The following is a 23,292-nucleotide window of genomic DNA, read 5'->3' as shown; positions in this document are numbered from 1 at the left end:
CCAGCTGGTGGACTTAAAAAAGAGCTGAACGTAATAAAACTGAATGTGCTGTAGGATAACGATGATCAATAGAAACATAGTGAATGAGAGGATAAAGTTATCTGCCCCTCCCTGTATCCACTCGCTGACCCAAAGCATCACAAATCCAAGCATCATGAGCTGTTCGAGTCTTTGCACGAGCTGGACCAAGATATGTCCCCGCTTGGATAGGGCGCCTGACTGGCGCTTTCTAATTTTCCTCGATTTGTAAAACCACACAATACTTACTACGAGATTGTGAGTGATGAAAAGAGCGATCAACACAATAAATAAAGGGGACTGCACAAAAAGGACTTTTGCAATGAATGGAATCAACAAAGAGTATAATGCGATAAATGCGTATCTGAATGATAAAAGAAATAATTGTTTCTCTGTACATGACTGCATGCGTTTCACCTCTACATGTACTACGCCTCATTTTGAGAAAAGTTCCCTTTGCCTATCAAAAAAGGATGCCCTTTAAAAGGCATCCTTTTTTGATTCAAGGCTGACAGCTGACGTATGCTTCCTTTTACCTGTCTATTTTCAAAGCACCGGCTGAGCTCCTTTAATGGGCCCTATTTGATAAACGGCAGATGCCAGACATTTTGCCGCAACGATTTTTACAGGTTTTTCTGCTTGTTCTGTCCTCTTTGTCAGGACATACAAGTTCCCAGTAGCAGGGCTGAATGGTAGTGCGGGTGGAACACATTCTTTCATCATGTCATAATAGAACGAAATAGGAGAACTGGAGTGTCCGTAAATGATTGTAACGATTGTCCTTTTTTTATTAGCTGGTTTGGCTGAAATTGGTGGCGGCTACCTTGTCTGGCTGTGGCTGCGTGAAGCAAAATCTGTGGGCTACGGGATTGCCGGCAGCCTCATCCTGGTCGCTTATGGCGTCATCCCCACCTTCCAGCAGTTCCCGACCTTTGGGCGGGTTTATGCTGCCTATGGCGGTGTTTTTGTCGTCCTTGCTGTGTTTTGGGGCTGGTGGGTCGACCGAAAAACCCCTGACCTCTATGACTGGATGGGTGCTTTGATCTGTTTAGCAGGCGTCAGTGTGATGTTATTTGCGCCCCGCAGTTAATTGCCGGCTTCTCTCTTTTACTTGCTAAATTGTGTTTCATATAACCGCCGGTACAGCCCGTCCTTTTTGAGCAGGTCTTCATGTCTTCCTTGCTCTTTTATGCCTTCTTTTGTTAAGACAACAATACGGTCGGCATGCTGTATGGTGGCTAAACGATGGGCAATGATAAACGTTGTTCGTCCTTCAGCCAGCTCTTCAAGTGATGCTTGGATAAATGACTCTGTCTCCGTATCAAGCGAAGATGTGGCTTCATCTAAGATAAAAATGGGCGGGTTTTTAAGGAAAATACGTGCAATGGAAATCCGCTGTTTTTGTCCGCCGGATAACATCATGCCACGCTCACCGATGATCGTATCCAGCCCTTTTGGCAAGCTATTCACAAAATCCTTCAGCTGCGCCTTCTCTAATGCCTTCCACACTTCTTCATCAGATGCATCTAGTTTTCCATATAAGATATTTTCTCGGATTGTTCCATGGAATAAATAAATATCCTGCTGCACGACACCAATTTGTCTACGCAGTGAAGCGAGTGTCATCTTTCTTGTCTCAATCCCATCAATTGTAATGGTTCCCTCCTGCCATTCGTAAAAACGAGGCAGCAGACTGCAAAGCGTAGATTTCCCAGCACCTGAAGGGCCTACGATGGCAATCGTTTCTCCCTGTTTGACCTCAAGATTGATATCATGCAGAACTGGTTTATCTGATTCATATTGAAAAGACACGTTTTGAAAAACGATATCCCCGTTTAACTGATCGACTTCAATTGCGTCATCAGCATCCTTTTCATCTGGCGATTGGTCGATGAGTGATGCAAATCGTTTAAAGCCTGCTGCACCTTTTGGATACATTTCAATGACTGCATTGATTTGTTGAATGGGCCCTAAGAAAATGCCTGTTAAAAGTACAAATGAAACAAATTCTCCATACGTCATATTCTTTTGCAGCACAAACCATGCCCCGCACACAAGACCAAAAACCGTGACACTTTTCATGAGAAAATGACTGACCGCTGTATGCACTGCCATCATTTGATAAGTGGCCAGCTTAGTTTTTCTAAACTGCTGGTTATGTTCAATGAAACGGTCCATTTCATGTGACTCATTCCCAAATGCTTTTACAACACGTATTCCACTAATGTTGTTTTCAACACGTGAGTGGAATTGTCCAATGCTTGAGAACATTTTATCAAAAGCAGCGGACATTTTTTTCGTAAAGTAGACGGATAATCCGATCAGGAATGGAACGACAATAAATGTGAGGACGGCAAGCTGCCAGTTAATCGACAGCATCAGGCCAAAGGCCCCAGTTAGTGTCATCACAGCGATAAATAAATCCTCTGGACCATGATGAGCGATTTCGCCAATGTCCATTAAATCATTTGTCATACGGGAAACGAGTTTCCCCGTTTTCTTTTTGTCAAAGAAGCGAAAGGACATTCTTTGGACGTGAGAAAATAGCTGATTCCTCATATCTGTTTCAATATTAATCCCCAATTTGTGGCCAAAATAAGTCACAACATAATGCATGGTGGAGCTGATCACATATAAAATGAGGAGCAAACTGCCCCAAAACCAAATGGCTTCCCAATCACCATTTGGCAGCAAGTCATCCATGACTTTACTGATGGCAAGGGGGAAGGATAATTCGAGTAAGGCGGCCAGTACTGCACAGGAAAAATCTAGTACAAACAGCCCCATATATGGTTTGTAGTATGAGAAGAAGCGCTTTAACAATTGACAGACCTCCTACCGATCAGACGTTCCTGTCAATATGTCGGCAAACTTCTCCGCTTGATTCGCTACTGCAATCGGATCATAAGGCCAAAAGAACTCTGTATCCAGTTGATAGGTTTGCTCTTTTTTGACAGCTTTTAGGCTTTTCCAGATGGAATTATTTTGATCAAATGTCCCGCCATTGGATTCATCAATGAAGATATGATCACCCGCATATTTCGGAAGGGTTTCATATGAGATCAATTCATAACCTGTCTTACTATTTAAAATCGTGTCTTTGACCTGTTTTGGTGGATGTACCTGTAGTTGTTGATAGAGCGCCTGCCCGCCTCGGTAAATTCCGTTACCATACACATAAACATCGTTTTTAAATGCGCCCATGATGGAAACTGTTTCACCTTTTAAAGCAGATGTCACTTTTTTTCTAGCTGCCTCAATTCGTTGATCAAAGGTGGTAAGGAATGCTTTTCCTTCCTCCTCTTTATTTAAAACTTTTGCCAGCGTTGTCACTTCTTCATGTGCATCTTTGAAAGAACCGTAAGGATACACTAAGGTAGGGGCTATTTTTTTGTACACATCATAGACTTTTTCATCCTGTACGGCTGTGATAATCAGATCAGGCTTTAGGCTAAGTGCTTTTTCAGCTGAACGTTCGTCACTGATATCCTCTATTCCTTTTATCTTGCCCTTCAAGTGTACGTTCTTTAAATCTTGTGTGGTCGCACCTACAGGTTGAACACCAAGTGCAATGGCGCTCCCTAAATATCCATCTACGATAATTCGTTTTGGATGAGCTGGAATCTCTATCTTTCCTTTCACTGTTTCGACCGTTTTCGTTTGCTGCTTTGATTCTGCTGTTTTGGCTTGTTCTTTATTGCCACAGGCCGCCAATATCATGAGCAGGATGACAGCACATATCCAATACGCCTTTTTCATCTGAATATTCCTCCTTTATTTCCCTACTTCAAATGAGAATAGTTATCAATTACTAGTCTCATGTATTCTATCAACCTCACTTGAAGTGGTCTATGGAGGATTCTCGCAACTTACATATGGACAATTGTTGGATGAGCTGTCTGTGACAAGCGGCAGACGAATCGGTCAATCAAATAAAGCGCACGCTCCCCTTCATCAAATCGAAACTCCTCCAGTTTTACTGGATAAAAGGTTCCGTTCTTCACAGCCGGTAATTGCCGGAGAACATCGCTTTCCTTCATCCGCTTGTCCATTTGCTGATACCATCCATGTTGAACTCCGACAATAAAAAACATATGATCCGCTTCGTATTCTCCTAGCCTCTCTAAAGGAATGACCATATGTTGATTTGGGAGAAGAACTTCTTCTAGAATCGCCTTCGGAGGCTTTAAGCCGAGCGTTTCGTAAAGATAGCGGGCACCTCTCGCCTGATAGGACCATATATACACTTTGTCATGCCCTCTCATTTCATAGATCGCAGCTGTCTCTCCTTTTTTCCTAAAAGAAGACAGGCTATTTCTTGCCTTTTGAGTAAGGAGTTCGAAACGTTTCACCCAATCCTTCGCCTCTTTCTCTCTTCCTAAAAGGCGTCCTAAAGACAACACCTCTGTCACAGCATGACCACCGCCATATCGTAATACAAGCACAGGTGCAATACGTTCCAAACGCTTGATCAGCGCAGGCTTTGAATAAAAATAATTCGGTATGATCACTAAATCTAATTGAAGTGATTTAAAGACGTCATCGGGGGTGTGTTCATCTATGACGAGCGAATTGGCCAGTTGTTCTTTGAACATGTCTGAATGGAGAAAGGTTTCTTGATCCATGCAAACTGGCTGAATGCCTAATGCGATCAATGAACCGGCAAATTGAAAAGCGGCAATACGCTCCGGTTTTCGGTTCATTCGAAACTGACTAGGGGATCTTCCTGTCTTCTGGCGAAACTTCCTGCTGAAATACAAACTGTCTGTATATCCTACTTGTCGTGCAATGATTTGAATTTGATCATCGGTTTGCAGAAGACGTTTTTTTGCTTCATCTATTCGAATTTGTGCAATATAATCTGTCACACTCATTCCCATACTTTGTTTGAAAAAGGTTGAAAAATAACTTTCATGAAAACCCATCTTATGAGCTAAATCTTTTCTTGTTAGTTTTTGATCATAGTGTTCATCCAAATATTGCAAAATCATTTCGATTGAATAATGAACATTCTCTGAGAATGGTTGAGATTGATGCTGAAAAATCTGCATGATTTCTTCCAGCCATTTCGCCTGTTCTTGTACACTTTGACTCGTCTTTATTTGTTTGATATAGGAAAAAAGCAAGGCAGAGCCTTTGACAAGCTCTCCATTATCAGGGAGATCATCATGATTGACTTTATAGATCAATTCATTTTGCGCATTGCTTGCCAAAGTGAATTGTTCAAATGTGACAGTATAGATGGCCACCGGCACGCTGGATAAAGACTGAATGATCACTGCGATATTTGATCGGATGAGTATACTGTCTTTTGCATGCAGCTCGTATTCCAATCCTTCCATATCAAGCCTCACAGCACCATCCGCAGTCAAAATCATAGGTGAAGATGTTTGCCAGGAGACCGTTTGTTTCACAGAAAGAGATCGCTCACTGCTTTCTTTCATGTGAAGAATTGTATGAGTATAGGATGTCATTCTCTCTTTCTCCTTCCATATAAAAAAGTGCTAAAATAAAACATTATTTTAGCACTTCAATGTTTGACTGGGTGATGATTATCGAGCTCCAGCCGTTTGTAATTCTTTGTTTTTCTCTTTAAAGCGTTCGTTATGTGAGGAGACATACGCCACTTTTTCCGCTTCTGGTTCGATGTAAAGCTTGGCGCTATTCAGCGCATTGACGCCATCGACAAACGTCCCAGCAATTAAACGGACTTTGCTTTTATGTGTACATAAGTCGCCTACCGCATAGACGCCCGGTAAATTGGTTTCCATTTTTTCATTGACCTCGATGAGTCCCCATTCACCTTGTTTGAGTCCCCATTCTGATAGAACACTCAAATCACCTTTCATCCCATGATTGACGATGACCGCATCTGTTTCGATTCGTTCGATGTCACCTGTCTCCAAGTGCTGGACAGTGACCGCATCAATTTTGTCACCTTGACCGTGAAGCTCTGTGAGTTCATGCGGTGTTAATATTCGCGCACAAGATGCCTTCATGTTGGCAACGTTTTTTTCATGACCGCCAAACATATCACGGCGATGAACGACGGTGACACTTTCAGCAATTGGAACAAGGGCATTTGCCCAATCGACTGCTGAGTCTCCGCCCCCAGAGATGACTACTCGCTTTCCTGCAAAAGTCTTTAGTTCCTGCACGGTGTAAAAAAGATTTGTCACCTCATAACGGTCTGCATGCTCGATTTCAAGCTTCCGTTGAACAGGAATTCCGTGACCCATTGCTAAGATCAAAGTCTTTGTCAAATGACGATCACCATTTTCAGCCGTGAGCAGGATATGACCATTCTCTACGCGCTCGAATTGCGTGATTTTTTGATTCAGCGCAATCTCTGGCTCAAATGTTTTCGCCTGCGTCTCGAGCTGCTGAATCAGCTGTTCTCCTCTTGTTGGCGGCAAACCGCCTACATCCCAAATGACTTTTTCAGGGTAAAGAAGGATTTTCCCGCCAAGGCTATCGTTGTACTCAAGTACTTTCGTCTTTAAATCCCTCATCCCACTATAAAAGGCGGTGTACATTCCTGCTGGACCGCCGCCAATAATGGTGACGTCAAACAATTCAAGCTGATCTGCCATTTGAGTCCCTCCAGTTTTTCATTGATTGATCTATTATCATTGATATTGATTCTCATTATCATATGTATCTATTGTAGTCTACTCTGCTGAAGGGAATCAATAGCTTTCTTCAAAAAAAGAACAGGACGAGCGCTCACTCGTCCTGTCATACATCATACAATGGTTAAACCAAGGTCCTTTAGTTCAAGAGAGACAAGCCTTGCAATCGCATCTGCCCCTTCTTTTGTAAAATGTGTGCGGTCATCAATGCCTGTCGACAGCATAAAGTAAGAAGTTGTTTTCTCTATGCCGGAGGTTTGATAAAACTGAAGACTTACGGTATTTAAATCAACGAGAAGAACCTCTTCTTCATCGGCTAGTTCTTTCATAGCGGAACAATAATCAGGGAAATCATTGATATATTCTCCGTCTTTTTCATGAAAACGGCCTACAGGGGTTAACAAAAGCGGGGTTGCCCCTTTTGCTCTGGCCCCATGAATATATTGAGACAAGTAGCTTTTATACGTTGTAAAAGGATCTGTATGCCGTTCTGGCTTATCCTTAGAAGCATCATTGTGTCCCATTTGTGTAAAAAGCCAGTCTCCCGGCTGAATGACGGCCAGAATATCATCAAGTCGTCCTTCTTCAATGAATGTCTTTGAGCTTCTTCCACCGATCGCCCGGTTCTCTACTTTAACACCATGTGCCGTATAGCGGTGTAAAAACTCTCCCCATCCTCCTTGAACAGGACGATCTGGGTAAGATGAAACAGTTGAATCACCAGCTAAATAGATGGTTGTCATGTTCATGCGCCCCCTTTTTCATTGAGCCACTTCTTCATGAGCGATGCGGACATCCTAGTGGCTGCTGAAAAGATATGAAAAACCATTCACATCGCTCCTTCAATTATTCTCTTTTTGATGATGAAAACCCTGCTTGCAAAGAGACATGAGTGCATGAAATATGCGGAGAAAGTTCTATTTTTGTCTCAGCCGCTCTCTTTAATGCCTGAAGCATATAGCCAATGCCTTGATAGGGAGCGAGCGGATAATTCGCTTGTTGGTGAGGCTGTAATAAAGGGTCCATCACTTTCCGATATTTCTTTCCACCTAGTATGACAAGCTCATCATATGTGGCGAGATTTTTTTCATGGAATTGATGACTCAGTTCTTCTCGCGTGAGCTGTTCTTTGTGTGGTGTGCCAAATGCTACATCATAATTTTCATGAACAATGTCATCTGCCTTTAAGAATCCGTGCTTTGCGGATAAAATCATCCAGTCTGAAAAGAATGTTTGCGCATAGATTTTCGTTCGCTGGTGGAGCGGACTTAAGTAGACGAGACCCGCTGGCTGGCTTCCTGCCTCTGGATGCACGTCCCATATTTTCTTGGCGCCGCACGGGATGATACATATTCGTTTCACCTCGTATTCTCCTTCCTTCGTCGATATATCTGATAGACAATGCAGCCTAGCGCTGCTCCAAGTGTATTTAAAATGATATCATCTATATCACTGCTTCTTGTAATCATACCAGATTGTGAGAATATCCACTGAAGGACTTCAATCATCGCTGACAGCATAAACCCAGCCAGCACCGCCTTTTGCCAGCGCATGGTCCGAAAGGTTTGATAGAGAAAAAAACCGAGCGGAACAAATAATAGAATGTTTCCTGCCAAATTGAAAAAGACGAGATTTGGATAGCCGTGGTGATAGGCGTGAAGATTTTGATGGATTGAGTGAAAAGGAATGAGATTGACGCTCACTTGATCTCTTGCCGCAGAAAAACGATTCGGAAAAACCGTCAAATACAAGAGAACATTCGTATAAACAAACAGACAGGCAAGAACCATTTCTGTTCGTAAATAGATAAAGCGTTTCTTCTTTTTTGCCAGCCTGTATCTCATATATAGATAGAACGGGACGAGCAGGAGGAAATAAGCCATTGAAAACATAACGCTGGATGTCATACAAAGAGCTGCCCCTTTCTCACGTGATGCTTGACCATATTACAGCTTATTCAAGCCTGCCTCTATTCATCACTTATTCTCACAATCCATCAGAGGATGCCACATTGACAAATCGTCATTTTCTCGTTATACTGACTGACATTCAGTCATTTAAGGTCGGTGATCATATGTCGAAACGAGAAAAAATTATGCTTGCTGCGATTGAGGCGTTTAAAGAAAAAGGAATTGAAAAGACGACCATATCGGATATTGTGAAAACAGCAGGGGTTGCACAAGGAACATTTTACTTATATTTTCCGTCGAAGCTATCTGTTATGCCTGCCATCGCAGAACATCTCATCGCACAGATGGTGCCTGCGATTGAAAAGGAATTGACTCAGCATGCAGATGTACTCGATCAAGCAGATGCGCTTGTTGAATTTATTTTCGCTTTTACAAGACAATACCGTGATGTTCTTGCCCTAACCTACTCAGGTTTAGCTGCCACCGAGCATTTAAAAGAATGGGAAGATATTTATGAACCGATTTACAAATGGGTTGCCGCTTTTTTAGAAAAGGCAAAACAGGACAAAAGAGTACGTGAAAATTTGAATTGTCATTATGCAGCGAAGTTTATTATCGGATTGCTGGAATCTTCAGCTGAACAAATGTATTTATTTACAGAAACAGATACAGATGAGGTCCTCATTCAAAAACGAGAGGTCAAGCAATTTCTCCTTTACGCACTTGGCATAGAGACACCTTAACATAGTACAGCACATGATGCTGTACGCTCTTTTTTGGTTTCAAAATGACGAATCGTCAGTTCTAGGAGGAAAGATGATGAAGAAAAGCTGGATATATGTCGCACTCACTTGTTTATTCGAATTACTTTGGGTGTTTGGTTTAAATAAAGCAGATGCTGTTTGGGAGTGGGCGGTCATTATCTGCCTCATCCCGATTGATTTTTATTTTCTCATGAAGGCCTGTGAAAAGCTGCCGACAGGGACAGTGTACGCTGTGTTCGCTGGAGTTGGGACGATTGGTACGTCTATTATGGATTATGCGCTGTTCGGCGGTTCGTTTTCATTAGAGAAGCTCTTATTTATGGGGATTTTACTCCTCGGGATTATTGGACTAAAAGTGTCTGATAGAAAGGCGCTTGAGCAGAAAGGAGAAGCGGTATAACATGGGCTGGTTTTTTGTGCTATTAGCCTCTGCCTGCGAAATCGGCGGGACCATCGGCTTGAATATGTTTAGTAAGAAAAAACAAATCACAACAGGCATCCTGTTTGTCGGAGGCTTCGCCTTATCCTTTTTGTTTTTATACGCCTCGTTCTCGTCTCTTCAAGTGTCCATCGCCTATACGGTCTGGATTGGACTTGGTACGGCTGGCTCAGTCTTGTTTCATATGATTCTATTTAAAGAATCGAAAAACATCATTCGGATACTTAGTCTACTGCTGATTGTGATTGGCGTGGTTGGGCTGAAATTGTTTGCCTAAATAAATCAACCAAAAAAAGGAAGGGGCATATCCCTTCCTTTTTTACATTTCATTTAATGAGTAAAGTCCTGTTCAACCAAGAGATCTATTGCGTAAAACGACTCGCCTTTCTCATCCAATAAAAAGTAAACAATCAAGGGGGAGCCAAGAGATATTGTCTGTTGCTTGAACAAAACACAGGTGAATTTCTCGACACCAAACGGTAGTTTTCTTTTTAATGAAGGGTGCAGAATGGGTGATGCCCGAATGGTATCCACATCAACCACCCAATGTTCACTTTTTAATGTGGGATAATGTTCTATTAACAATTGATGCAGCATGTCAATACTCAACAATTTATTCCCTTTTTTTTCCTCGCAGCCCGTATCTAATACATTGTACTTATGCATGGGAACTACGCTCATTCTTATGTTCATTTGTTCGTATCCCTTTTAAGACAAAGCGTTTCTTGCCATCGAGTGTACAGGTGATCAATGTCAGTTCATCTTCCCCTTGATCTTTTAATACATCCACGTTCGTCGGCTCAATTGTAGCAGAGCTGACAATTTTATATTCGTATGTTTCCCCTTGATGATGTAAGAGGACGTTTTCCCCTTTAGGCACCTCTGGCAGCTGTCGAAAAAGACGATCTCCTCGAAATCCTCTATGACCTGCAATCGTAAAATTCCCTTTCCCAGGTATTTGATGAGGTTTGATTTGAGTCAGTGCAATGCTTAAATTTTCTGCTGAGGTGACAGGCAACACTTTTTCGTTTAAATCAATTGAAGGGATCTCAAGCTCCATGACGTCACGCAGGTCTTCCTCTGACAACGTTAAATGTGGAATGGAAGAAAGGTCATCACTGTCATTTTCCCCCATCATCTTAAGCGCTCGTTCCATTGCAGCTGTCTCTTGAGATTTTTGCCATTCATATATCAAAGGAAAGGAGATGAGCATAAGACCCATGAACACCAAAAGGCCGCCTAATAGGGTTTTTGTTTTCACCAATAGACTCATTCCCTCCTTTTATTGAATGGCTCTTCTTCTGACAACAAGTAAAACAGTTCCAGCAGCTACTAGTAAAATCCCTGCATACATCAAATAGCGTAGCCATTCTTCCCCGGTCTTTGGAAGTTCACCGTTATGAGGTGGTTGCTGATCACCTTCATGAGAGCTTGGCGGATTGGAATGATTCTGATCATTCTTCACTGCTTCATTTTTTACGATGATGGTCTTTATATTTAATTGGCCCATTTCAATTGTGAACTTGATTGGCTTCTTTAAAGTCATATAACCGTCTGGTGCTTTCGTTTCTGTGAGTGTATAGTTACCAGGTTTAAGCCCTTTGACGATGACTTCCCCCTCTTTTCCTGTTGTCACAGATTGTATGGTTTTTCCGCCTTTCGATTGAATATCAAAGGTTGCTCCTTTTAAGGTTCTATCTGTTTGACGGTCTACTTTTATGATGCGAAGGCTTCCTAAGATCAACTGATTCTTTGCTGTTAATTGAAGGGGTTTTTTCTGATTCTTCTCAATGGTAAATGGAATGGATGTTCCATTTAATTGATACCCATGAGGTGCTTTTGTTTCAATCAATTGATAATCACCCGGTTTTAGGTCATTGATTCTTATTTTGCCCTCTTGATCCGTGACAAGTGCCCTTTTCAATGTCTTTCCTTCATGAGTAAGAAGATCAAATTCTGCATGTTCTAGCGTGTGTCCTTCTTCATCCACTTTGGTGAGTTCCACCGCACCTGGGCTGAGCTTATTGATCATCTCTACTTTTGCCGGTTTGTCTTGACCTAGTTGAATAGTAAAGGAGATCGGTGTCTGATCCAATTCATAGCCTGCTATGCTTGCTGTCTCGACAAAGTGGTAGGTTCCTGGCTTCAGAGCATCAACTGTCACTTGGCCATTTCGGTCGGTTTTCAGTCCTTTCTTGATTCGCTTGTCATGTCCATCGAACAGATCGAAGGTCACACCAGCTAATCGCTTGCCATCCTCCCCTTTTTTCTGAAGCTTTACAGCACTCGTCATACGGACATTTTCCTTTGTGACTTCGACCTTTTTTTGAGGGTTAAATTCAATCTTAAAGTCAACTGGTTTTGAGTCCAATTGATGGCCGAATGGTGCTTTCGTTTCAATGAATTGATATGATCCTGGGTTCAGATCGTTTACAGTAATGGTGCCATTCTTATCGGTTTTTAAACCTGACATGAGTTCTTTTCCATTTTCATTTAAGAGTGTAAATTCTGCTCCTTCGAGTCTTTCCTTTTCTTCGCCTAATTTCGTCAGTTCTACTGAGCCTTTCTTTAGTTGATTGATTGCTTCAACATGAACCGCTTCTGTTTGGCCTAGTTCAACCTTAAATACAAGTGGTTTTTCACTCAATTCATAGCCTTCCACACTTTTCGTTTCGACAAATTGATAGCTTCCTGGTTTCAGACCCGAGAACTTAATCTGACCCTCTTGATTTGTGATCAGTCCTTCTCCACCTTCAACCATTTTTCCATGTTCATCGAACAAATCAAAGACAACACCTTCTAATGATTTGCCATCTTCTCCTTTTTTCTGTAACGCGACACCGCCTGTTTTTCGGCTATTTTCTTTTGTTACGTTCACCATCTTTTGAGGATTAAATGGAATAGCGAAGGTCACAGGTGTTTCATCACGTTCATGACCAAATGGAGCCTTCGTTTCAACAAATTGATAGGTTCCCGGTTTAAGATCATTGATTGTGATCTTCCCATCTCGATTTGTGATTAGTCCGGTTTCGATCTCTTTTCCATTTGCATCTAAAAGCTTGAACTCTGCACCTTCCAGTACATCATTCTTTTCGCCAAGCTTCGTAAGCTGGACAGAGCCCGTTTTGAGGTCATTGATCACGTTGATCACTGTTGGTGTTTGTTGTGCAAATTCTATGTTAAAAGGATATGGTGTACTCTTGGTTACATAGCCTTCCACACTCTCTGTCTCTACAAGCTGATATTTGCCCGGTTTGAGATTGTCGACAAAAAGTTTTCCATCCTCATCTGTTTCTAAACCCTTCCGAACGACTTCTCCATTCTGATCAAGAATGTCAAAGCGAACACCTTGCAGCGTCTTGCCATCTTCCCCTTCTTTGATGACTTCTACTGCACTTGTTTGATATAGGTTCTTTTTCGAGACGGTAACCGGCTCTTTTGGATCAAGCGGAACTTCAAATTTAATCGGCGTATCATCCAGTTCATAGCCTTCAGGTGCTTTTGTTTCGATCAATTGATACGTACCTGGCCTTAGATGATCGACCATCACCTTGCCATCTTCTCCTGTCACAAGATGCCCATTCAATTCATGTCCATCATTATCTAAAAGCTTGAATTGTGCACCTGCTAGTCTCTCATTGCCTTCACCGAGTTTGCTCAGTTCTACGGAACCTGTCAGAATCTCATTCATGGCTGTCACAAGTGTTGTTTCCGTTTGATTCTCTTTGATGGTAAACGGCCATTTCTGAGTATTTAGTTGATAGCCTTTCGGCGCTTTTGTTTCAACAAAATAATAGGAACCTGGTTCAAGGTCTTTGAAAAGGATTTCTCCCTTTTCATCCGTTTTCATATTGGTTTGTACCGTATCTCCTGCTTCATTCTTCAGTTCAAATTCCGCATTCTCTAATGCTTCGCCTGTATCTCTATCTTTTTTCGTCAATTTGACATGCTGCTTGATCTCTTGGTTCTGAACGGTCATGACCGTTCCCATTTTCGTTTGATCTCCTGCTTCATATGGCTGATCAATCGTTACCTGTATCGCTTCATCGTTTTTGATATAACCATCAGGTGCTTTCATTTCTGTTACTGTATAGTCGCCATACAATAGACGATCAAACATGAGATTTCCTTCTTCATCTGTCGTCTTGTTGCCGATGACGATTCCACTTACAGCATCGGTCAAGGAGAAGTTCGCACCTTTTAGCACTTTTCCACTGCTCGCATCTACCTTTTTGATGGTTAACGCACCAGCAGATCCCGTTCCATCTCCCATACCAGCCGTACGTTTTACAACAATTGAGGCTTCTGATTCTTTCTTTATTTCTTGAACATTTTCGCCTTTAAAAGTCACTTCGTTTTGTAGTGTACTTCCCACTTTATCTAGAATGAGAGATTGGTATTCCAAAATATACGGTCTGGTGATTTCTTCTTTAAATTGGATTTGAAAAGAATCTGGATTAAGTGCCAGATTTAGCTCATAATCTTTCCCTTTTTCTAACTCATCCTTTTTTGTCACTTGCCCCTTTTCATCTATTGTCGTCGTATAAAGGTGAAAAGAATGTTCTATTAATGCTTGATTATCGCTCGGATGATCGATGATCGTTGCATCTTGTACTGTCGATTGACCAAAGTTGATATTCAGCCTCCAATCAACTACTTTCCCCTGTTGATTCCCTGATTTGCTCGTGTATTTCCCGCCATTTGGGATAGAAACTACCGCATTCACATCAGATTCTTTCGTGTTTCCTTCATAAAGGGTTGCTTTATTTCCATACGTTTTCTCTACTAAAGCCATCCCTTCAAGACTCGTCTTATATGTGATTTTGTATGGTGAATCAATTGCTTTTTTGAAGATGACTTCAAATCCTGTTTCTCCTTTTTCATTTTCAAGGAATTTGATTTCATAATCCTCTTTAGGCAGGATCTCTTTCTCTTCCGTACCATTTTCTCCACCATCTAGATCAAGCGAATAAATGGTGATTGAATCTTTGACCAATCGCTGGTTTCCTTGAATGAAATCTTGAACTCTTGCCTCATCTAGATGCTTTAGGTTATAGTTCACACCAATATTCCATGTGATCTCTTTCGTCTTGGCATTATATGATCCATTCTTAAAGCCATTGGATTGCGTATACGTGTCCGGTGTGAAGACAGCATCAGTCTCCTTCGTTAGGTCTTTCCCATCTTCATTGGTCCATTCGAGCTTCACATGATTCCGCAGATTCTTTTGATCTTTATCTGCTCTTTTTTCATAATCAAATGAAGTTGTATACGTGACGGTATGTTCGGTCTTGATTTCTTTTGTCAATTGAATATCAAATCCATTTTCATGCTCGACGATTTGATAATCAATGCCTTCTTCAAGAACTGTATTCCCCGTCATGACTTTCAAACTGTCCTTTTGCAGCGTCAATCCTTCATTTGTGAAAGTATCCTTTAGCGTCAGATTGTTCATCACTTGTTGGTCCTTATTGAACGTGATACTCCAAGGAATGGTTTTGTTCTTGTAGTTCGGTGTTCCATGGTGTTTCGTCAAGATTTGTTGATCAATCCTTTGATTGGCTTGTTTGCTCTCGTCGCCAGCCGTAACGGTATTGACAATCTGTTCAGCCTCAAAAATTCGCTCTGTGGCTTTTGTTTTATACGTAATGAGGTAGGCTGATTGAATATCATGATTGAATTGAAGAACAAATCCGTTTTGATCGCCCTTTTGTTGATCTTGAATGGTGTAATCTTCCTCATCCTTTGTCCCTGCTTCAGCACCATTTTGATCAATGGTGACTTCCTTCACTTGAAATGAATCGGAAATGAGCTCCTGTGTGCCATTAAAAAAGTCGACTAATATAGCATCCTTTTTGGCAATCGCCTTTTCATTGTAGTTATAACGAATTTCCCATGTAATGGTCTGGGTCACTGGATCGTAGTGAGCGGCCCTTTTTTCTAAAGGACTGCCTCTTGTGACATTTACTGTTCCTTCAGCAGCACTGATCACCTTATCACCTGAGACAAGTGATGCTTTATTACGAAACGTAGACTGATCTTGGTCAGTGATGTCAGTCTCATACACTAAACGATAGGCCAGATGCACTTCATCTTTAAATTCGATCACGAAATCTTGACCATCTTCTGTTTGCCCTATTGTGTAGTGACTTTCGTCAATCTGCTGGCCAATTGATGTTTCACCATTCAGCTTTGTATCAATGCGGTAAAGCTTGATCGAATCTTTTTTCAAAGATTGACCGTTTTGAATCGGATCCACTAGCCTGGCTTGCTTGACATCATCTAAGTCCATATTAAAATCTACTGTCCATTGAATGGTTTCAGCATTGTACGATCGATTTGGCTCACCCTTTTTTGAAACGTTTGGACCACTTGGCAGGTAATGGATAGGAATTGTTACGGTATCCTTCCCTTCAATTGGGGTAATGCTGATTTCTTTTTCTTCGGTTACGACTGTTTGTTGATCTAATTTCGTCCAAATTTGGAGTGTTCCATGGATGTTTGAATATTGCTTGATAAAATCAGTGAACTCTATGGAGGCGTTTCCACTTTCATCTACTGAAAAATAACCAATGGTCGTCTGATTAAATTTCATCTCAAGACGATTGATTTTTTCGTAAATCACTAATTCATCTGGAACCTTGAAATGAAATTCATCTCCACCATTGTAGCTATGCCCATTTGGAAGCGCCCACTCATAGTTCATTGAAATAAGCGAGTTTATATCTGGTTTATCGACTGGGTTCCCTTGCTGATCTTCATACTTTAATTGAGCATCCGTGAGAATATTCTCTTTAATCAGCGTTTGTTGAGTAACACTTTGTAATCCTAAGCGCTTAGACACTTGGACTTTATTGAGTAATTCATCCTCCTCGGTTTGTTTTTGCTGCGGTTGAACGTCTTCTTGCACGTTGCTTGTCTGTTCTTCCTCCGTTGTGATTGAGTCACCTGCAGCAGAGGTTTCTTTACTTTGCTTTGTTTTTTCTTTTTGTGCCGCTGTATTCGTTACTTCAATGACCAATGTTTCTTCTAAATTTGGGTCAAGCTCAACGTCTTCTTTCAATACGACGGTCACTTCATTTTGTTTAGAAACGGTATAATCGCCAACATGTATTTGATTGACGATGATCGACTCTTTTTGTTCCTTCTCTACCTGAATCGTTGAAGGAAGAGAGAGTACATACGGATATCCTCTTTTTATTTCGATTCCTTTGATTGACCAATGTACAATGGCTTTACTTATATGCTGATCTTCATGGTCTGATAAAATATTCCCTTCGTCATCAGCAAACTCAATGCTGCGATAAATGTCTTTTTGGAATTCTTCGGCTTGTGCATTTGCCAAAGGAAAGATTCCTAATATACTAGATTGTATAAATAATACAATAATGAGATTTAGTGACAAAATCTTTTTCAATACATTCACCCTTTTCTTCAATCAATTTCAACACAAGTTACATCACGTGACTGGAGACACTCACCCCGCTTATTTATGTAATATCACCCATCAAAAATCACACCTTAAGACCCTATGCATGCAAAGAGAAAAATAATACTTCGTATAAAAAATGCTCAAATGAATGACTCATGCGGCTGGATAGTGGCGTGGAAAATGGGGAATGACGAGAGGAATCGCAGATTGAACAATTGGTACGTATCTGTTATTTTTTGAATGGTCAATATATACATGCTTATATAAGCATGTATTCACATATGGTCCAATCATATGAAAAGTAAGCTTGTCATGAATGGTATGGCGGTAGGACATTGCAGTATCATATAGACAGCATTCCTCTCTGCTTCTTTACATATGTTAATCAAAAACCCTCTACTTTTTATTCTTTTATTTACCGTTTTGACAGCAAAAAAATAGACTAAATTCCTAAAATGCTCCATTTTTTCGATATTTATGAATCAATAAGACCATTTTAAAGGAAAAATTTGGCGAATCAGCTAATAAAATTCGATTTCGTCTAATTTTTTTCTTCTTTATCATGAAAAGAGAAGACAAATCAAAATCACCTAAAGATTACAATCATTTCATGTCTATTCTGATTACCTCATACTTGAGAAAGGAGTTATTTGTTTGATGGAACTCATTGATAATAAATCACGGCGATGGATCAACATTTTAAAGCTGCTTGTATCCCAAAATAAATGGTGGACTCTTCAAGAAATATCGAAGAAGAAAATCGGCTCTGTTCGTGCGATACAAAGTGATTTAGAACAGATGAAATCATTTCAAACAGAGGATGGAGAGCCATTAATTCGAATGAAACCAAGACAAGGCATATCCATTTGTTTTACGCAGACCTTGCGAGTGGATTACTATATAAAGGAGATTCTAAAAGACAATATTGAAATACGTTTGATTGAAGGGATATTTTTCGAACAAAACATGTCTTTTTATGAATGGATGGACGTTCTCAATATCAGCAGATCCACGCTGTATAATACAATCAATAAAATCAATTCTGTGTTAGCCTCCTATGACATTGAGTTACGTCCAGATAGTATGCAGTTCTATGGAAATGAAAAAGAGATACGGCATTTCTTTGTGGAGTTTTTATTTGAAGTGTATGGAAGCAGACTTTGGCCGTTTGATGAGATTCAAAAACAAGATGCAGCTGATCTCTTACAAGAGCTATTTCAGGTGGTTCAAGTGACTGTACCTGATGTCGCCATTGATAAATACTGCCTATGGCTTGGCGTATTTATTCATCGAATCCGCAAGAACTATACGATCAAACGTAATTTTACCTACTCCATGCTTGAAGACAAATAGTCCTCTACAGCTAAAAGCATTTATAGTCAAATCAGAGCTTGGGAGGATCATATTTGTCAAAAGGCGAAGGACATATTTGATATTACACTGGATCATCATGAATTTGTCTTTTTATTGTTGATTGAACCATCGATCGGCCACTTTAAATCAATTGAATCTGTGGAAGAAAAATTGACATTCTTTCAGTCACATGCACCACATCTATATGAAGCCATCCATTCATTTATCAATCAATTGGCATTGATTTATCATACAGACATTGCGAATCGAAAGGTACTAACATTACTTCTTCTCCAATATTACGTGTATTCTAATGAAATTACTGGAAGAGATGGCTTCCTTTTTAAAAAGAAATCGCATTATTTATCTGAGGTAAAAAAGCAGCTGCCCTATTTTTATTCAAGAATCACCCATATCATTCAGCAGTCAAAAACAGATGACATCCTAGCCTCTTTTGTTAAGAACGAACGAGAATTAATTCGTATCATTACATCTAATTGGAGAGGACTTGTTCAATTGGAAATGGAACGAAGAAACATACTGAACATTTTTGTTACTTCAACGCTAGGCTATAATCACAGCTTGTTTATTGCAGATTTAATTAAATTGAGAGTACCTCCCCTGATTCACATTTTCACAAGTCCCGAAAATACTTTAAATGAATCGACCATGGAACAACTTCAAATAGATGTGATTGTGACGGATACAGAGCTCCCTATTCAATTTGGGCGATCTACGCTACTGATCAGCTCTTTTCCAACGAAGAAAGAATTAGACAACTTACACCGAAAAATATCTGACATGACCGACTGAATCATCAGAATTATATGGTATTCATTGGTGTCATTTCGTTATAAAATAGAAAAACTTCATGAAAAAAAGCTGTTGAGCATCTCTCAACAGCCTTTTTCAGGAATATCTGTTTCCTGCTTTCTTCATTAGTGAAGCACGATTTGTTCATTCATCAAATCAATGGCATAAAGTGACTGCTCATGTTCATCTAACAAAAGATATACTTTGAGCGGAGCATCTGTTTGATCTGTCTGCTGCGTGAATAGCACACAAGTGAATTTTTCAATCCCTTCTGGCAGCTTTCTTTTCAGAAAAGGATGAAGAATAGGAGAGATTCGAAGGGTATCAACATCTTTCAGCCAAAGCTCATCTTGTAACGAAGGATAATGGTCAACCAAAAACTGACGAAACACTTCCAATGTACTCAAGGTAGATATCCTCACTTTCTTCTATCTTGACTTCAAACTCACCTAAACACAAACATCATCAACTCATCATATGATCTCGGCACACGTATTTTCGCATACGACTTGAGACACAATTTCTCTCTTAGTTAGAAATCAATTGTAGATCAACTATACTGTCACGACTATTTTATATATACAAACGTTTACGATGTCTTCTCATTGACTCCATCACGAATCCAAACAATGGACCTATGATCATATTCTTATCTGTTTCCTTTCGTGATGAAACGACAACTTCCTGCTACAATATTCCATTTTTCTTCAAAAAATGAGGGGGATGGGACAAAAAAAAGAACAGCACCTTCCTGTTCTTTCAAAATGGGTAAAGTGCCTATTCAAATATCCTGGCTTCTTGCTTTGAAATGGTGATTTCATCTGGAGGTTGAGTATCCCGCATAATTGAAACATCTCTTTCTTATCTATGAAATGTCACCCTTGTCTGATCGATCAGATGCTGTATCGTTTCATTCATTTGTTTCACCTCGACATGTTAAATGATTCTTTTAAGGAAGGACAAAGACGACGATAAAAATGAATATGACGATTACGGTCAAAAGGCCAAAGGCCATTGACATCATATTTGCTTCTTTTGTAAAGCCCTCTAATTCATGCTTTTCAGTAGACCGGTCAATTTTTCTAAAGCGAAAAAGCATGCTTACATTGATAAGAGCTAGAGCAATAATCAATAAAAAAAATAGATATGCAGGTTGTAAGTCAAAGAATGGGTTCGTTACATCTTGGAAACTAAATGACTGAAGGAACATCAGACCGCTCAATACCAATCTTGAAATGTTTTCTGATCTCTGTTCTTTCTCCCACTCTTTCCCCAGTTTCTCTTTTTCATAAATGGCTGCCTGCTCGAAAATGGGAATGAAAGACTTCGTTGATCCTTTTTTGATAAAGCCTATAATGCCTTGTATGAGCATTAAAATTCCTAAACAAAAAAAGAAATGTGTAAATCGAATTTCAGAAATTTGAATCAAAATAAAAAAAGTCACGATCATGATGCCAGCTATTAAATTACAGGCGGCTATTTGTTTTCTTCTCATCTTTCTTATTGCGGCTTGCTCCATATCATTCTCCTCTCCATTTCAAAGGTTTCTATTGAACGCTCTAACTGTATTACGTTTTTATCGAATAAATGTTTCAATATTTTCCCTTTCCATCGTGGATTTGGTCTTTAAGCGTCTATTGAGTTCTCTTATCATAAATAAAAATAAGAATGAAATATCCGTGTTCATTCAGCTCAACGAATGCTTAATATAAATGAATGAAGCTTTCCCTGCTGTTTTATATATAATATCTCGTCATTTCACTCGGTATGTACTCGATTTGATACGCAGGGGATAATGCCAGCTTTATGTCTTCTGTTATGCGCTCACCTTCTTCATTGAACCTCTTTTCCATTTCCACTCCATATGGCAGCAAGTCTTCTGTCTCTTCGTCAAACCAGCGACCATATTGTATGGCCCAATACCAGATTTTCGAGAAGAGCGTATCGCTTAGAGGTACTTCATCTCTTTCTAAATGACATTGACAATGTCCACATTGAAAAGGTACACCGCCGTAGGTTCCTTCTATTTTCACAAATGGGTGTTCCTCAAACTCACGACAGCACACCCACTTTTTAAAGTGCTGACCAAACGCTGTCAGTTTAATCGAGTAATAACGCATGGAAATCCGTTTTCCTTTCATATCAAAAACACCCTGATCAATCAACTTCTTTAGCCGATACTCAATAAAATCATCTCCGATATACTGTTCTAAATGACCAATGACTTCTCCAATTAAGCGAGGCGTCTTGATGTACTCCTCTTGGTCTGACTGATGAACTCGCTTGGCCATTTTCACTAAATATGCATCAAATTCATCTTCTGGTACGTTAATCGTTTGTTCATTTCGCCATATCCTCAGGGTATGGTTCTCATGAGCAAATGAAAGCCATTCGTTTTTTAATTTCTCTCTTTCTTCTTTTGTCACTAATTGAATATGATCTTTACTCCCGTACAAAACCTTAAATTTCCCAGGTGTGATTTCCCCGGTATGTCGAATATCCATTCGTCTTGTTTTTGTATTGAAAAGATGATCAAATGCAGTCGTTGTATTGATTAGAGACAATTCAATGTTTTTCTCTTTTAATAAATAGATGGCATATCGTAAGGCTATTTGTTCATGTGCATTGTTGCCTGTCCAGATGAGAATACTCGTACTTCCTTTTATATCTTTTATTTGCTGAAACATTTTGTGCTGATCGGTGACCATATCGTCAAAATCGCCAAATTCATTTGATATCATGTTACGCAGCCACGCTTTACGCTTTTCCTGTCCTTCATGTTCATGCAAATGTAGAAGTGGTCCAATCGAATAAATGTCATTAAAGGCGATGATATCATCTTCTTGATCTAGCTTCATTTCTCGTAATGCTTGTTTTAAACTACCGGCAGCTGCTGCCCCAAATACAATATGTATCATCATTCGTCTCCCTTTATCTTACAGTTTATTTCATCTTCACCTATTCTTGGTTCTTTCGTCAATTCTATTGAGTCAATTTCATTCAAAAGTACGACAACAAGACGATAAAATACATACAGAACAAATTGAGGCAGAATCGAGGAGACACATGTTCCTAGACTTTTTATTTAAGAAGAAAAAAACGACAACACCCGTTGTACAGAAAAACGTCCAGCAAAAAACAACGAATAACAAAAAAGCAGAACGAAAAGGGGCACTTGGGGAATACAAAATCGATATTCAGCTCTCGCAATTGCCAAAGGGTTTTCTTTTTTTGAATGATGTGATGATAGAAAACCCCGCTTCATCAACAGGTTATTCTCAAATCGACCATATCGTCATTTCACCGCATGCCTTGTTCGTGATTGAAACGAAGAACTATCAAGGTACCATTTACGGAGGAAAAAAGCGTAAAAACTGGCTCATAAACGGGAAATTCCCGTTTATGAGTCCACTCGCTCAAAATTATGGACATATCCAAGCCATCAAGCGTTGCGCAAAAGATTTGATCGATACCTCATCAGTCGTTTCTTTGATCTCATTTACGAAGCGCTGTACATTTAAAGTAGATGAAGAATTAAGGAAAGTCACTTCGAATGAGTTAGTCATCTATGATATAGAATTGACCGAATTTATCCAACGAAAAAGTGCAAATATCCGACTACAGAAGCCAGCACCAATATATTCAGAGAGCGATAGAAAGCGTTTGTTTGAATTACTCAGCCAAGCGAATATCACGGATGACAGCTTACGGAAACAGCATGTTGAGCACATTAAGCAAACGTCCTCTGAAAAAAAATCTAAGAATGCCGTTTGCCATGAATGCCAATCTGCTGTATCTGAAAAGGTTCGATCTTACTGTTTGTCCCAATCAAAATTCCAAGGGGAAATTTATTGCTATACTCATCAAAAAACATTTACGAATCAAAAAAGGTAAGGAAACATGGTACTGACCCCATCAGATGAGACAAATA

General features: G+C 40.0%; 20 protein-coding genes. 7 read left to right on the top strand and 13 right to left on the bottom strand.

Going from position 1 to position 23,292, the window contains the following annotated elements:
• The first annotated feature begins 781 nt into the window (after positions 1-781).
• Complete coding sequence (locus BA1_RS11990; RefSeq protein WP_008359283.1) at positions 782-1,108, top strand: YnfA family protein; 327 nt, start codon at positions 782-784, stop codon at positions 1,106-1,108.
• A 17-nt stretch (positions 1,109-1,125) separates the two neighbouring features.
• Here BA1_RS11990 and BA1_RS11985 read toward each other — a convergent pair whose 3' ends face one another.
• The 7 genes from BA1_RS11985 to BA1_RS11955 all read right to left on the bottom strand — a co-directional run bounded on the left by BA1_RS11985 (position 1,126) and on the right by BA1_RS11955 (position 8,557).
• Positions 1,126-2,841, bottom strand: coding sequence for an ABC transporter ATP-binding protein (locus tag BA1_RS11985; RefSeq protein ID WP_008359280.1), 1,716 nt, complete (start codon positions 2,839-2,841; stop codon positions 1,126-1,128).
• Positions 2,842-2,853: 12 nt separating this feature from the next.
• Complete coding sequence (locus BA1_RS11980) at positions 2,854-3,777, bottom strand: ABC transporter substrate-binding protein (RefSeq protein WP_008359278.1); 924 nt, start codon at positions 3,775-3,777, stop codon at positions 2,854-2,856.
• 110 nt (positions 3,778-3,887) lie between these two features.
• Positions 3,888-5,492 (bottom strand): helix-turn-helix domain-containing protein, encoded by a 1,605-nt coding sequence (locus BA1_RS11975; RefSeq protein WP_008359277.1) that lies wholly within the window; start codon positions 5,490-5,492, stop codon positions 3,888-3,890.
• A gap of 78 nt (positions 5,493-5,570) precedes the next feature.
• Positions 5,571-6,611, bottom strand: coding sequence for an NAD(P)/FAD-dependent oxidoreductase (locus BA1_RS11970; RefSeq protein WP_008359275.1), 1,041 nt, complete (start codon positions 6,609-6,611; stop codon positions 5,571-5,573).
• A 152-nt stretch (positions 6,612-6,763) separates the two neighbouring features.
• Positions 6,764-7,393 (bottom strand): rhamnogalacturonan acetylesterase, encoded by a 630-nt coding sequence (locus BA1_RS11965; RefSeq protein ID WP_008359273.1) that lies wholly within the window; start codon positions 7,391-7,393, stop codon positions 6,764-6,766.
• 103 nt (positions 7,394-7,496) lie between these two features.
• Positions 7,497-8,012 (bottom strand): DUF6884 domain-containing protein, encoded by a 516-nt coding sequence (locus BA1_RS11960; protein WP_008359271.1) that lies wholly within the window; start codon positions 8,010-8,012, stop codon positions 7,497-7,499.
• Positions 8,009-8,557: a VanZ family protein gene (locus BA1_RS11955; RefSeq protein ID WP_008359269.1), complete on the bottom strand. Its 549-nt coding sequence runs from the start codon at positions 8,555-8,557 to the stop codon at positions 8,009-8,011. The genes BA1_RS11960 and BA1_RS11955 overlap by 4 nt, the downstream gene beginning before the upstream one ends.
• Positions 8,558-8,724: 167 nt before the next feature.
• Between BA1_RS11955 and BA1_RS11950 the strand changes: the two genes are divergently transcribed.
• From BA1_RS11950 to BA1_RS11940, 3 genes are all read left to right on the top strand, one after another.
• A complete protein-coding gene (locus BA1_RS11950) occupies positions 8,725-9,303 on the top strand; it encodes a TetR/AcrR family transcriptional regulator (RefSeq protein ID WP_008359267.1) in 579 nt (192 codons plus the stop codon).
• A gap of 76 nt (positions 9,304-9,379) precedes the next feature.
• Positions 9,380-9,724, top strand: coding sequence for a DMT family transporter (locus BA1_RS11945; RefSeq protein ID WP_008359264.1), 345 nt, complete (start codon positions 9,380-9,382; stop codon positions 9,722-9,724).
• Position 9,725: 1 nt separating this feature from the next.
• A complete protein-coding gene (locus BA1_RS11940; RefSeq protein WP_008359262.1) occupies positions 9,726-10,040 on the top strand; it encodes a DMT family transporter in 315 nt (104 codons plus the stop codon).
• 53 nt (positions 10,041-10,093) lie between these two features.
• Here BA1_RS11940 and BA1_RS11935 read toward each other — a convergent pair whose 3' ends face one another.
• From BA1_RS11935 to BA1_RS11925, 3 genes are read right to left on the bottom strand one after another with little or no spacing between them, the layout of a single operon-like run.
• A complete protein-coding gene (locus BA1_RS11935) occupies positions 10,094-10,429 on the bottom strand; it encodes a hypothetical protein (RefSeq protein WP_008359259.1) in 336 nt (111 codons plus the stop codon).
• Complete coding sequence (locus BA1_RS11930; protein ID WP_034739286.1) at positions 10,422-11,024, bottom strand: class D sortase; 603 nt, start codon at positions 11,022-11,024, stop codon at positions 10,422-10,424. Before BA1_RS11930 ends, BA1_RS11935 begins: the two co-directional genes overlap by 8 nt.
• Before the next feature lie 21 nt (positions 11,025-11,045).
• A complete protein-coding gene (locus tag BA1_RS11925) occupies positions 11,046-17,180 on the bottom strand; it encodes a SpaA isopeptide-forming pilin-related protein (protein WP_034739262.1) in 6,135 nt (2,044 codons plus the stop codon).
• A 672-nt stretch (positions 17,181-17,852) separates the two neighbouring features.
• Between BA1_RS11925 and BA1_RS19495 the strand changes: the two genes are divergently transcribed.
• Entirely contained in the window at positions 17,853-18,548 is a 696-nt protein-coding gene (locus BA1_RS19495) for an AcpB/EbpR/MafR family transcriptional regulator (protein ID WP_008359253.1), read from the top strand.
• 114 nt (positions 18,549-18,662) lie between these two features.
• Positions 18,663-19,361 carry a hypothetical protein gene (locus BA1_RS19490; RefSeq protein WP_008359251.1) on the top strand — a complete coding sequence of 233 codons (699 nt, stop codon included), beginning with the start codon at positions 18,663-18,665 and terminating at the stop codon, positions 19,359-19,361.
• 125 nt (positions 19,362-19,486) lie between these two features.
• Here BA1_RS19490 and BA1_RS11915 read toward each other — a convergent pair whose 3' ends face one another.
• From BA1_RS11915 to BA1_RS11905, 3 genes are all read right to left on the bottom strand, one after another.
• Positions 19,487-19,768, bottom strand: a complete 282-nt coding sequence (locus tag BA1_RS11915) for a hypothetical protein (protein ID WP_008359250.1) — start codon at positions 19,766-19,768, stop codon at positions 19,487-19,489.
• Positions 19,769-20,310: 542 nt separating this feature from the next.
• A complete protein-coding gene (locus BA1_RS11910) occupies positions 20,311-20,880 on the bottom strand; it encodes a TMEM14 family protein (protein ID WP_008359247.1) in 570 nt (189 codons plus the stop codon).
• A 217-nt stretch (positions 20,881-21,097) separates the two neighbouring features.
• Positions 21,098-22,279 (bottom strand): DUF1835 domain-containing protein, encoded by a 1,182-nt coding sequence (locus BA1_RS11905; RefSeq protein WP_008359244.1) that lies wholly within the window; start codon positions 22,277-22,279, stop codon positions 21,098-21,100.
• Positions 22,280-22,427: 148 nt separating this feature from the next.
• Between BA1_RS11905 and BA1_RS11900 the strand changes: the two genes are divergently transcribed.
• A complete protein-coding gene (locus BA1_RS11900; RefSeq protein WP_008359242.1) occupies positions 22,428-23,255 on the top strand; it encodes a nuclease-related domain-containing protein in 828 nt (275 codons plus the stop codon).
• The last annotated feature ends 37 nt before the right edge of the window (positions 23,256-23,292 follow it).

The organism is Bacillus xiamenensis (assembly GCF_000300535.1).
GTDB lineage: Bacteria > Bacillota > Bacilli > Bacillales > Bacillaceae > Bacillus > Bacillus xiamenensis.
Note: the sequence above shows the minus strand (reverse complement) of the source record. Positions and strands in the feature narration are given on the sequence as shown.